Annotated in this window: 11 protein-coding genes and 1 pseudogene; 10 read left to right on the plus strand and 2 right to left on the minus strand. The window is 28.5% G+C overall.

Annotation, left to right across the window (positions count from 1 at the left end; translation table 11 throughout):
- Entirely contained in the window at positions 1-1,461 is a 1,461-nt protein-coding gene (locus CLSA_RS08265) for a thioester reductase domain-containing protein (protein WP_022745237.1), read from the plus strand.
- A gap of 87 nt (positions 1,462-1,548) precedes the next feature.
- On the opposite strand, the gene CLSA_RS08270 is transcribed toward CLSA_RS08265, so the two are convergent.
- On the minus strand, positions 1,549-2,541 hold the full coding sequence (locus tag CLSA_RS08270) for a helix-turn-helix domain-containing protein (protein WP_022745240.1): 993 nt from the start codon (positions 2,539-2,541) through the stop codon (positions 1,549-1,551).
- 369 nt (positions 2,542-2,910) lie between these two features.
- Here CLSA_RS08270 and CLSA_RS08275 point away from each other — a divergent pair, with 369 nt between their 5' ends.
- From CLSA_RS08275 to CLSA_RS22455, 8 genes and pseudogenes are all read left to right on the plus strand, one after another.
- On the plus strand, positions 2,911-3,495 hold the full coding sequence (locus CLSA_RS08275; RefSeq protein ID WP_022745243.1) for an MptD family putative ECF transporter S component: 585 nt from the start codon (positions 2,911-2,913) through the stop codon (positions 3,493-3,495).
- A complete protein-coding gene (locus CLSA_RS08280; protein ID WP_022745246.1) occupies positions 3,496-4,221 on the plus strand; it encodes an energy-coupling factor transporter transmembrane component T in 726 nt (241 codons plus the stop codon).
- Between the two features lie 98 nt (positions 4,222-4,319).
- Entirely contained in the window at positions 4,320-5,786 is a 1,467-nt protein-coding gene (locus tag CLSA_RS08285) for an ABC transporter ATP-binding protein (RefSeq protein ID WP_022745249.1), read from the plus strand.
- Positions 5,783-7,528 (plus strand): ABC transporter ATP-binding protein, encoded by a 1,746-nt coding sequence (locus tag CLSA_RS08290; protein WP_022745251.1) that lies wholly within the window; start codon positions 5,783-5,785, stop codon positions 7,526-7,528. The genes CLSA_RS08285 and CLSA_RS08290 overlap by 4 nt, the downstream gene beginning before the upstream one ends.
- Before the next feature lie 12 nt (positions 7,529-7,540).
- Complete coding sequence (locus CLSA_RS08295) at positions 7,541-9,289, plus strand: ABC transporter ATP-binding protein (protein ID WP_022745252.1); 1,749 nt, start codon at positions 7,541-7,543, stop codon at positions 9,287-9,289.
- Between the two features lie 463 nt (positions 9,290-9,752).
- Positions 9,753-10,208 (plus strand): Fur family transcriptional regulator, encoded by a 456-nt coding sequence (locus CLSA_RS08300; RefSeq protein WP_041716522.1) that lies wholly within the window; start codon positions 9,753-9,755, stop codon positions 10,206-10,208.
- Positions 10,209-10,495: 287 nt separating this feature from the next.
- Positions 10,496-11,761 (plus strand): methyl-accepting chemotaxis protein, encoded by a 1,266-nt coding sequence (locus tag CLSA_RS08305; protein ID WP_022745254.1) that lies wholly within the window; start codon positions 10,496-10,498, stop codon positions 11,759-11,761.
- 196 nt (positions 11,762-11,957) lie between these two features.
- Positions 11,958-12,127, plus strand: a pseudogene (locus CLSA_RS22455) (iron chelate uptake ABC transporter family permease subunit); the annotation flags it as partial.
- Between the two features lie 325 nt (positions 12,128-12,452).
- Here CLSA_RS22455 and CLSA_RS08310 read toward each other — a convergent pair.
- Entirely contained in the window at positions 12,453-12,836 is a 384-nt protein-coding gene (locus CLSA_RS08310) for a metal-dependent transcriptional regulator (RefSeq protein WP_022745256.1), read from the minus strand.
- 572 nt (positions 12,837-13,408) lie between these two features.
- On the opposite strand from CLSA_RS08310, the gene CLSA_RS08315 reads away from it, so the two are divergent.
- A complete protein-coding gene (locus CLSA_RS08315) occupies positions 13,409-13,699 on the plus strand; it encodes a DUF2325 domain-containing protein (RefSeq protein ID WP_022745260.1) in 291 nt (96 codons plus the stop codon).
- Positions 13,700-13,734 lie beyond the last annotated feature (35 nt).

Consider the following 13,734-nt stretch of genomic DNA (forward strand, 5'->3'; position numbering starts at 1 on the left):
ATGAATAAAGAATTATATTTAGAAAAATTAAAAAAAGATATGAAGGAAAAAATTAAAGCTATATGGGAAGAGGTATTGGAAAAAGATAGTATTGAATATAAAGATAACTATTTTCTAATAGGAGGCAATAGCCTTACGGCAATTAAAATATTGAGAAAAATAAAAGAAGCTATTGGATATGATAAAGAAATTCCTTTAACGTATATATTTTCTTTTCCAACTATAGAAAAACTAGTAGATCAAATATTTAATTTAGATGAGTTTGGTAAAAAGGCAATTAATATTACAGCAAAACAATTAAAAGATGAGGTTAAGATAGATTTACCACATGTTAATTATAATAGTAAATATGCTTTAGAGAATTGTTTATTAACTGGAAGCAGTGGATATTTGGGCGGTTATATTCTAAGAGAATTACTTAAACAGACTAATATGCAGATTTATTGTCTTGTAAGAGGAAAATCTTATGAAGATGCAGAAAAAAAGATTAAGAAAAATTTAGACAAATTTAAAGTTTCAAATGAAGAGGTAAAAAGAATACATATTGTTTTGGGAGATTTCGGACATAAGAATATGGGTATGTCAGAGAAAGAATATGAAGAATTGTCTAATAAAATAGACTGTATATATCATAATGGAGCTTTAGTACATTTTTTATATAGCTATGAAGAGCTTAAGCAAAGCAATGTAGAAGGAACTAAAGAAATACTCAAATTTGCAGTCTTTAATAAAATTAAAGCAGTATTTTATGTTTCTACAATATCTATATTTTCTAAATTTGCAAAGAGCAATTCTCAAGTTTTAGAAAATGAAGGTATTGAAGATTCAGGAATACTTCCTATAGGATATACTCAAAGTAAATGGGTAGCAGAAGCACTTGTATGGAAAGCAAAAGAAAAAGGACTACCAGTAATGGTATTTAGAATTGGACATGTAATAGGAGATTCTGTTACAGGGGAATGCCATTCAGATGATTTTGTATTTAGAATTATAAAGAGTGTTTTAGATGTACATGCATATCCTGACATTGATGGTAAGCTTGAGCCTATAACAGTTGATGATGTAGCAAAAACCATCGTAGCCATATCGAAGAAACAAAATAACTTAGGTCAGGCATATCATTTAATAAATCCACAACCAGTATATTTTAATGATATGGTTAAGTGGGCAGAGAATAAGAATATACTTCTTCAGCCACTTCCAAAAAATAAATGGGTAAAAGAAATTGAAAAGCTGGAAAAGGTCTCTACGATTTTACCATTTATACAATTTTTTGGTGATAATTTATGGGATGTATATAAAGATTTAGAATTTTCTGTAGAAAATACTAAGAGAGCTTTGGCCGAGCAGGATATATCTATTCAGGCAATTTCTGATACTATAATTGAAAGACATTATAACTACTTAAAGAATAAAGGTGAATTAGAAGAAATAGATCTTTATACAGTAGGTACAATCTAAGCAGACATTTATATTTAATGAATTAGAATACGAGTGTTTAATTAAAAGGCAGTAATCAAAATGGATTACTGCCTTTTGTACTAAATATTAAATGTCTTTAAGAACCTTTTTACGTCTATATTCTAGCGGAGACATATTATATTGTAGTCTAAATACAGAGGCGAATTTGCTTTGATTCATGTAACCTACCTGCTCAGAAATTTTAGAAATAGGCATTTTGGTTATCTCAAGCATTTTTGCTGCTTCATTCATGCGCACTTCTCTAAGGTATACAGAAATATTCTGCCCATAAATTCCACGAAAATAATTTTTTAAGCTTGTCTCACTTATAGAGAAAAGCTTTGCTATCTTCCATGCTGGATGATGTTGTTTTAAATCTGCTGTAATAATACGTTCTGTTTTTTGGGCTATTTCAACTTGAGTAGCAGTAAAAAAAGTTAAGGATTTTGGCTGTGGAATATGTTTTCTACATAGTAGCAGCTCTAATAATTGCAGTGTATAAACTTTCATCATAAATATAGCATGGGCAGCATCTTCATCATATAATGCCCATATTTTTGTCAGAATGTGTTTGAGGTCCTTGCTGCATTGAGAAATGTAGGTTTTATCTAATAAAGAATATAAGTCTGTAATTTTATCTACATTAATATTAAAAACATCATTAATATATGGAGCCAGTGCAGAAATAGTATCTATTTCAATGAAAAATTCAAGCCCTTCATAAATTCTCAAAGGATAAGCATATTGTTTTTGTGCAGATTTTTTACTAATAGAAAATTCACCATTTTTTAGATAAACAAATGAATTATTATCTAAAAATAATTCACAACGACCTGTGACACAATAATTTAAGAGCAATGGTCTATTTGAAGAATCATCCTGATCTGGTAAATTTGGTATGGGCCATGTTGGAGAATTGATAAATATATATGCTATAGAAATGCCAGGAAAGATTGAAAAGAAAGTCATGGAGCCTCTACCATCATCTTGTTCCATGCAAAGTTCAATGTTGGTTGGATTATTTTTTAAAGAAATGCCAGGAATTTCTATACATTTTTTTATAATAATATTTGTATTCACAAATATTCACCTCCGAATTTATGAAAATTATTAGGCACATGGACTTGTTATTTCTTTGAGTGTGCCTTATCAGTTGATCTTATTATAATTATCACTTCAGATACAGTCAATAAAAATACTTGATGCTATTTGGAGTTAAAAAGATGATTGATTATAGAAGATATATCCATAGTGTGATATAGTTAATGATAGTAAAAATCAATTGATTTTAATTATCGAGTATAGAGGCGTTAGTGTGAAAGATTATTTTTAATTATTTATAACACAACAAAAGCCCTAAATAGGGGGGAATTTAAAAAATAAACTGGCTAAAAATCGGCACTCTTTCATTAATATTTGTAGTGCTGATAGCCAAAATGGAGGAGTATTATGGAAAATAAATTACAAGCAAAAGACTTAATCAATATTGGTTTATTTACGGCTCTTTATTTTATAATCGGTTGCGCTGTAGCTATTCCAATAGGCTTTGTACCAATCTTATTGCCTATTCTTGGTGCACTTTGGACACTTATTACAGGAATACCATTTATGATATTCTCAACTAAAGTTAAAAAATTCGGAATGGTTACAATCATGGGAATTTTAAGTGGACTACTTATGGCGCTTACAGGAATGGGATTTTGGGGAATACCTATGGGTATTGTTTTTGGTTTTATAGGTGACTTGATTATGAAATCAGGAAATTATAGAAGCGTTAAGAAAAATATTTTAGGATATTCAGTTTTTAGCTTATGGATCATTGGAACATATATTCCAATGTATTTTATGGTTGATGCAGCATATGCTGATTTTGCCAGCAGCTTTGGTGAAGAATATGCAACACGTGTAATGCAGGTTATGCCAATGTGGAGTATTGCTTTAGTTATACTAGGATGTTTTATATGTGCATTACTTGGAGGGCTAATAGGAAAGAGAATCCTTAGAAAGCACTTTGAAAAAGCAGGTATTATATAAATGGAATCTTCAGTTTATAGTGCAGAAAGAATAAAAGCAGGGATAGTGCTTGATCCTAGAACTAAGCTGTTAATGATGATAACAATAACCACTTTATTATTAAGCACTGGTAATAAAGGAGTTATGAATATAATAAAACCTGTTTTAAGTCTAATACCATTTTTACTTTTACTTACTGAAAAGCAATTTAAAACAGCAGGTAAATATTTTATCTTATATGGAGTGTGCTTTATGGTTGAACGCATAGCACTTTCCTCAATAGGAGGAATTATCTCTTTTATATTACTTGGTGTATGCTCTATCATGACAAGATTTGCACCAGGTATTATGATGGGCACATTTTTATTAAAATCAACATCAGTAAGTGAATTCATTGCAGCTATGGAGAAAATTCATATGCCAGAGAAAATTGTTATTCCGTTATCAGTTATATTTCGATTTTTTCCTACTATAAAACAGGAATATCAGGCTATTAATGATGCAATGAAGATGAGAGGAATAAGGTTTGGAGATAAAAATCCATTATTAATTATAGAGTATAGGTTAATTCCGCTTATATTTTCAGTGATTAAGATAGGAGATGAATTATCAGCAGCTGCAATAACAAGGGGATTGGGAGCACCAGTAAAAAGAACTAATGTATGTAAAATAGGATTTCATATACAGGATATTCTTATGATGATGATTTGCATAAGCTGTTTTATTATATTTTTTATGCAGAATTAGATAAGGTTCAATCAAATAAATGGCAGGTCCATTTGCCAGCCTATTTTTCATGAGCCTAAAGAACTATCAAATAAATAAATTCTTAGGAGGTAATAGGTTTGATAAATCTAGAAAATGTTTCTTTTACATACGCAGGAGAAAATAGAGGTGGAGTTAATAACATCAACCTTAGTATTCCAAAAGGAGAATTTATTGTTTTATGCGGCGAAAGTGGATGTGGGAAAACTACAATTACAAGACTTATAAATGGACTTATTCCACATTTTTACGAAGGAAAACTTAGTGGTGAAGTATCTATTAATGGACAGTTAATTGCTAGGAAGCCTTTATATGAGACAGCAAAAATGGTTGGAAGTGTGTTTCAAAATCCCAGATCACAATTTTTTAATGTAGATACGACAAGTGAAATTGCATTTGGCTGTGAAAATTTTGGTATGCCAAGGCAGGAAATTAAAAAACGAATTGAACGAACCGTAAATAATTTTAATATGAAAAATTTATTAGATAGGAATATTTTTCATCTTTCAGGTGGAGAAAAACAGAAAATAGCATGTGCATCTGTATATGCTATGGAACCAGAAATTTTTGTTATGGATGAGCCATCATCTAATTTGGATTTGTCATCAATTATGGAATTACGTAAGATTCTTTCTTTGTGGAAGAGACAAGGGAAGACAATAGTTATATCAGAACATAGATTATTTTATCTAAGAGGTCTGGCAGATCGTTTTATATATGTACGTGATGGAATAATTGAACATGAATATAGCAGTAAAGGCTTTGAAAATCTAGATAGAGAAGAACGAATGGCTATGGGATTAAGAATTTATTCCTTAGATGAAATTAATCTTGAAAGAAAAATATATCCACCAACAAAAATGCTGAAATTAAGGGATTTTTATTTTTCTCATAAAAATCAACCAGAAACATTACATATTGAAGAACGTGATATACCGGCTGAAAGAGTTACAGCTATTATTGGCAATAATGGAGCAGGTAAATCTACCTTTGCAAGATGTTTTTGTGGTTTGGAAAAAAATTGTGGAAGGATTATATATAATGGACGATCGATGAAACCTAAAGAGAGACTAAATACATGTTATATGGTTATGCAGGAAGTAAATCATCAATTATTTACTGAAAGTATTTCGGATGAGATAAAGATAAGCATGGAGCATGATGATGAAAATTTACAAAAAGAAATTTTAGAAAGGCTAGATCTTATTTCATATAGAGATAGTCATCCTATGTCACTTTCAGGAGGACAAAAACAAAGAGTTGCCATTGCATCTGCAGTGGCATCTAAGAGATCAATTTTAGTTTTTGATGAACCTACTAGTGGATTGGATTTTAAACATATGAAAGAAGTAGCTTCTTTATTAAAAGAACTTAAGGAAAAAGGTGAAACAGTATATGTAATTACACATGATTTAGAATTAATTGCAGATTGCTGTACAGATGTTATACATTTGGAAAATGGAAGGATTGTTGACCAATATCCAATTGATAAAGATGGATTATTAAAAATTGAAAAATATTTTATAAAGGAGGAATCTTTAATATGAATGAAGAGAAGAAAGATTCGGCAATAAAAATTTTATGGGGATGGGCAAAGCCCTATCATGGGAAATTTATAGCTAGTATTATTTTAGCTATTCTAGGTGTTGTATGCCATATGATTCCTTATTTTTGCGCTGTTGATATCGCTACTAAAATAATAAGTAAGGAAAAAACACTATCTTCTTACTTAACAGTCTGCATAGTGGTATTTTTGAGCTATTTAGGAAAGGTTGCTTTTGATAATATTTCAACAGCCATTTCTCATACTGCAACATATTACACATTAAGAGATTTAAGAGAAAATAGTATACGAAAATTAGCAAAAGTTCCTATGGGAACAATTATAAATACTCCATCAGGACAATATAAAAACACAATTGTAGATAGAGTAGAAGGAATGGAACCAACATTTGCTCATGTGATTCCACAGATGACAGCTAATATACTAGTACCTATATTTATTATTGTATATCTAATTATATTAGACTGGCGCATGGCACTTTTATCTATTGTTACACTTATAATTGGACTTGTAGTAATGTCATTAGGAATGAGAAGTTATCCAGTAAAATGGGAAGGAGCTGTACAGGCTGGTAAGAATATGACTGATGCTATAGTTGAATATATCGGAGGAATAGAAGTAGTTAAAGCCTTCAGTCAATCAGCTGGATCATATAAAAAATATTCTAATGCAGTAAAGTATAATGGTAACTATTATGTAGATTGGATGCGTGATAATCAAAAGACTATGAGTGCATACAATGGAATTTTACCATCTGTTCTTATCTGTATTTTACCTTTTGGATTTTTATTTTGGATGTTTGGAAGTTTAGATATGACTACATTTATTGCAATTATAATTTTCTCATTAGGTTTAATAAGCCCTATTATGTCTGCTTTTACTTTCACAGATGATCTTGCAATATTACAAACTAATGTTGAAGAAATAAATGATCTTTTAAATTCAAAAGAATTAAATCATAAAGAAGAATATGTGAAATTTGAGGATGATTATATTAAGTTACAGGATGTTTCATTTTCATATGAAGAAGATAAAGAAATTCTTCATGAAATTAATCTTAAGATTAAACCAGAAACCATGACTGCTTTTGTAGGGCCATCTGGCTCAGGTAAATCAACTATTGCAAAATTAATTGCTGGGTACTTTGATGTTACTTCTGGAAATATAAGTTTAGGTGGACATAAACTAAAAGATATTCCGCTTTCTCAGTTATCAGATAAGATTTCTTATGTTTCACAAGATAACTATTTATTTAATAGAAGTATTCGTGAAAATATAAGAATGGGAAATCCAGCAGCAACTGATGAAGAAGTAGAAATTGCTGCTAAAAATAGTGGATGCGATTCTTTTATAAGAAATTTGGATAATGGATATGATACAGTTGTTGGAAGTGGCGGTTCTCATTTATCAGGTGGTGAGCGTCAAAGAATTGCAATAGCTCGTGCAATGTTAAAAAATGCACCTATTGTTATTTTGGATGAAGCAACTGCTTATATTGATGCAGAAAATGAAGTGTTAGTTCAAAAAGCAATTTCAGCTCTTACTGCAAGTAAAACATTAATAGTAATAGCTCATCGCCTTTCTACCATTGTAGGCGCAGATAAGATTGTTGTTATAAATAGAGGAACTATTGAAGCAGAAGGAACACATAAAGAACTTCTTGCTAATTGTAGTCTTTACAAGAATATGTGGGAAAAACATATTGGCGTAAAAGATCAAGAATAGGGGGGAATAGATATGTACGGAACATTAAAGAAAATATTTCAATTTGCAGGTGACAGGAAAAGACTTCTTAAAAAATCATTATTATTTTCTTTTTTATGTGGAATATTTGCATCATTGCAGTTTGCAGCATTATATTTAGTTTTTGATGCACTTTTAGCAGATAATAAAGACAGCAGAATAATATGGATGTCATTTGGAATAATGCTGGTATCTGTAATTGGAAGAATAGTTACAACTTACTTTTCTACAATGGATCAGACTGAGACTGGATATTGTATGGTGGCAGATAAGCGTATTCATATTGGTGATAGATTACGTTATATTCCAATGGGATACTTCAATAGAAACAGTATAGGAAACATTACTGCTATTGTTACAACAACTTTAGGAGATGTTGAAAATACAGCGGCTAGGGTTCTGGTATCAGTAATGGGAGGAGTTTTAAATTCTATAGCATTAACATTAGCAATTTTCTATTTTAATTTTAATATTGGCATTCTTGCTTTTATAGGTATTTTGTGTTATTTGTTAGTTACTGAGCTTTCACAAAGAAAATCATCAAAGTTAAGTGCTAAACGTCAAAATGGTCAGGAAGAGCTTGTGGAATCAGTATTGGAATATATACAAGGCATGAATGTTGTTAAAGCATTTGGCATGGAGAATGAAAGTTCACAGTCAATACTTAGTACGATCAAGAAGAGCTGCAAAAATAACATTAAGTTAACATGTTCAAGTGTACCATATGATGCACTCAAAGAATTTGTACTTCGTATATTCAGCACTGCATTATTAGTATATTCTATTTATCTTTATATAAATGGAACTCTTTCTATTGGATATAGTTTAATATTTATAATTGCTTCTTTTATGATATTCAGCGATTTAGAGAATGCAGGTAATATGGCATCTTTATTACAGATGCTTGGTGCATCAATGGATACATCTAATACTATTGATGATACTCCAATTATGGATACTGATGGAAAAGATATTAAGATAGAATCTGCCGATATTGTATTTGACAATGTAGATTTTTCTTATGCAGATCGTAAGATATTAGATAAAGTAAATATTTCAATTCCAGCAAAGACTACTACTGCCATAATAGGACCATCTGGAAGTGGAAAAAGTACAATGTGTAATCTGCTTGCTAGATTCTGGGATATTCAAGGTGGAAAGATCACTGTGGGAGGATATGATATACGTGATTTTAAGCTGGATAGTTTAATGAAAAATATAAGTATAGTATTCCAAAATGTTTATTTATTTGCGGATTCTATTGAAAATAATATTAAGTTTGGAAAACCAAATGCTAGTCATCAAGATGTGGTTGAAGCTGCTAAAAAAGCATGCTGCCATGATTTTATTATGAAACTTCCTAATGGATATAATACTGTTATAGGTGAAGGTGGAGGAACTTTATCAGGTGGAGAAAAACAGAGAATTTCTATTGCACGTGCTATACTAAAAGATGCTCCTGTTATAATTCTTGATGAGGCTACATCGAGTGTTGATCCAGAAAATGAAGAAGAATTACAAAATGCAATCGAAGCACTTACCTATAATAAGACTATTATCATGATTGCACATCGTCTAAAGACTGTACGTAATGCTGATCAGATACTTGTATTAAAGAATAGCCATATTATACAAAGAGGAACACATGATGAGCTTATTAAGGAGAAAGGTCTATATGCAGACTTTATCAGTGCAAGAAAAGAAGCAGTTGGATGGCAGCTTTCTGGAACTGAAGCTGTTTAATTGTGTAACAAAGTAAACCACTTGCTAAGCAAGTGAAGGAAAATTTCTTTGGACAGTCATAATAGTAAAGATGGAATTTACGAAAAGAATATGTTAGCGATACAATCAATATGATGAGTAAATTACTTTTCAAGTTAAATAAGCTCCAATTTTAGAGTGAAAAATGAATAAATGGAGTAGAAACATAAATACAAGTAGGATATAATTTAATTGGGTTAGTTATCACTAATTTGTAAGTTGTATCTTACTTTTTTATTTTTAGCATACAATTGATAATGAAATTCATTGATAAATAAAAAGGAGATGATATTGTATGGCTGTAAAGGATACAATAAAGATGTATTCTTTCCTATAGTGTAGGAAACTAAATTAACAACAAGAAAGGAATTTTATGAGTAGATTAATACCAGTTGGAAATAATAAAAAAGAGAGAAATATTACACCTGTCAAAAGAAATGATTCAATAGATAAAGATTTAAGTTATTACGAAAAACTATTTAAGAAAAATGGATATAAGTTCACTATGCAAAAGCAAATGATTCTTTTAGAAATAATAAATTCTAATATACATTTATCTGTAAAAGAAATTTATGAAAGAGTTAAGAAAAATAATGTTGGATTTGCAACTGTATATAGAAGTTTAAAACTTTTTAATGAACTAGATATAACAAAAGAAATTAGCATAAATAATATTAGTTATTATGAAATGAAAATTTTTAGTTCTAAGTCTCTGCATATTCATTTTAAATGCTCTAAATGTAATAATGTAATAGATATTGATGATAAAAATTTAAACTTAGAATACATTAAATTAAATAAAAAAGTTGAAAAAGAGAATAATGTAGAAGTGAATGATATAGATATTATGTTTATTGGTTTGTGTAGTACATGTAAGATGGATAAGAAGTATCAAGAATAATAAAAATTTTTATTATTATAAAAGTAAAATATAATATGTTTTCTATTTTTTATAAAACCAAAGATATCTGATGCGAATCAAATCCATATAGAAATTTGTTACGATGAAATTAATCTTAAGAATAATATAGTACATCATGAATGAAACATAAATGAAATTCATTGTCAATTATGTTTAATATAGTTTGGAAATTAATGATTAATTTGACAGCATGATAAAAATTATGGTAGCATATACGAAAGTGATAATCATTATCAAATATATACAGTGAAGAGGAGATAAAAGTAATGACTAATGAAGCGGATATGAGATTAAAGAATGATAAAAAAGGAAATTTTATAAAAAATGAATTTATTATTTTAATTTTAACAATTAGTATATTTAGTATAATTAATTTTATATCTTTTTTTGAAGAGCTTAAAATTACCATAAATATAATTATTTTGTTAGCACTTTGTATCTTAATTGTCGGTGTTAAATTAAAAAGGGCAAAAGAACTAGAAAGATTAAAGAAAGCTATTATAGAGGTGAAAAAAGGAAATTTTATAGAGATAGAAGAAAAATATTTAAAAGATAAAACAGAAGTTGGGGTAATAAGCAGGCTATTAAATTCTATTGTGATTGAAATAAGTAAATGGATAAAAGAAATTAAGAGAGATTCAGAAGATATAGAAGCTCAAGCGGTAGGATTAACATATATTTCAGAAGATATGTTAGATCTAACTTCAGATATAGCTAAATCTACAGAAATTGTTTCAAATACTACTGGAATTCAAACTCAAAATATATCAGGCATAGTAGAAAAAGTATTTCAATTTGGTGATTATATTAACGAAGTAAGTGAAAGTATCATATGCATAGATACTTTAGCAAGCGAAATTGGCAAAAAGTCTGAAAATACAAATGTGGATTTAAAAGAATTAGCAGGGGTTATTGTAAATCTTAATAATAATTTTAATGATTTTAGTCAATCTTTACATATGATGATGGAAGATATAAAAAGTGTAAATGAAATGACGCATTTAATAAATAGCATTTCTGAAAGGACAAACCTTTTAGCTTTAAATGCTGCAATTGAGGCGGCAAATGCAGGGGAAGCAGGCAAGGGGTTTAGTGTAGTTGCAACTGAAATAAGAAAACTAGCTGAAATGAGTCAGAGTTCATCAAATAAAATATACAATATTGTTAATAATATTTCAAAAAATATTTCTACAATAGATGAAAAGACATTATTAATTGAAAGTAGTATAGTGGAACAAAATTATGCTGTTGATAATACTATAAATGTATTTAATGATATATCAAAAGCAATCGATATTATAATACCAAAAGTACATGAAATAGTAGATGCGTTTAATAATGTAAATACTCAAAAAGAAAATATATTGATAGGTATTGAGGAAATATCATCAATGTCACAGGAAATAGGAGTAACTACAGAAGAGGTTTCCAATATAGCAAAAGAATTAAATTTAATGGGAGATGAAGTGACAGGAGCAGCAAGTAATCTAAATAAATCAGTAAATAATATGAAGAAATTAATTAAAGCTTAAAATTAGGAGCATTATTCATCTTAGCGTTTGTTTTATGTATTGTATTTACAAATTCTTATATAAAGCTTGAAAAAGTTATTATGGGATTTGTATCTTTAATTTAAGTGTGAACATTATAGTGAGAATGAATATCATATACAATTGGCTTATTAAGAAGGTATTTAATATAAATTCTGAAAGGCAGATATCAAATCGACCTTATCATAAGAAATTTCTTGTAATATCTGCAATTATAAGAAAGTAGTAATTTTACTTGCAGATGCAGTTTCAAGAAATTTATTTTCTCCAATTGAAATACCTGTAGCAATTACAATTTCAATTTTTGGAGTGCCATATTTTATTTACTTAATGATGAAGGAGAATTAGATGAAAGGTATTAGTGTAAAAAAACTTATAACTTAAGAAAAATCTACGGAATAGATGTTAAATTACAATTAAGTGAAAATGGTGAATATCAAATTTGTGTAGAATATGAACTTATGAAAGGATAACATGAGAAATAAAATTAAGTCAATGGAACAATTAAGAAGTGAATGATGTAAATATTATGTTAATTGGTTTGTGTAGCAAATGTAAGATAGATAACAAGTAACTAATAATAAAAAAGTGAAATTTAAATTCAAGATATAATTTTAGGGCTATATTTTAATGGAATGTTGAAATATAGCCCTAAAATTTATTTTTATTAAGTTTATAAGTTAATATTACGAGTATTTTTATTAACATATTTTTTTATAGCTTCAAAGCTTTCATTACTTATGACATGTTCAATTCTGCATGCATCCTCAGCAGCAGTTTTAGCATCTACTCCTAGATTTTCTAACCAGCCAGAAAGAAAAGTATGTTTTTCATAAACCATGGCTGCTATTTTTTTACCTGCTTCAGTAAGGTGAATATATCCTTCAGTTGTCATAGTTATATATTCTTTTTCACGTAGATTTTTCATAGCAACACTTACACTAGGTTTTTTAAAATTAAGCTCAGTAGCGACATCAATAGAACGAACTATAGATGATTTGTGGCTTAATATTAAAATAGTTTCTAAATAATTTTCAACAGATTCATTTATAGTCATATAAAATCTTCTCCCTATAAATTATATATAGTTATGTTAAATTCTTAATGAAGTAAGTATATCATAATGAATAATGAACATCAAATATATAAGATGTTTTCGTACACCATTCTTAATATAGGAATATATATTCTAAATCATATTACCATACATATTCTGAAGAATATGCTTAAAAGATGCTGAATCAAATGATGTTAGTTGAAAATATTAGAATAGATAAGTTATTATCATAAAAATAATCTTTTTAAATAATTCATATATGCTAGTATACTAGACAGCTTGTAAAAAATGTATTAAAATAGTATTAGTTAGTTTAGACTAACTAATACTATTTTTAGACATAAAGTATATAAAAAAATTGTTTTATATTACTGATATAGTTATTCTATTATTATTTTTATGAATATGCTAGTAAAAATAATGGCATTATATAAATATAAAATTAAGTTAGTTTATACTAACTTAGGAGTGTTTAATTTATTTGATTGTGCCTTAGATGTAGAAAAAAATAAATAAAACACTAAAAACATATTATTATTTTAAGGACAGATATATGAAAGGGGAAAAGAAAAATGAGTATTGTTATAATTGGTGGGCATGATCGAATGGTATGTGAATATAAAAGAATATGTAAAAATTATAATTGTAAAGCTAAAATTTTTACTCAAATGTCTGGTGAATTAAGTAAACAAATTGGCAAACCTGATTTACTTGTGTTATTTACAAACACTGTATCACATAAGATGATAAAGTGTGCTTTATCAAAATTAGATGTAAATGAAGCTGAATTAATAAGATGTCATAATAGCAGTGGAAGTGCATTAAAAAAAATATTAGACTGTAGATGCTGTAAAATGCATTAATCATATTAACTAAAGTAACTGTGATGCTGTTGATA

Origin of the sequence: Clostridium saccharobutylicum DSM 13864, from assembly GCF_000473995.1 — a bacterium.
GTDB classification, from domain to species: Bacteria; Bacillota; Clostridia; order Clostridiales; family Clostridiaceae; genus Clostridium; species Clostridium saccharobutylicum.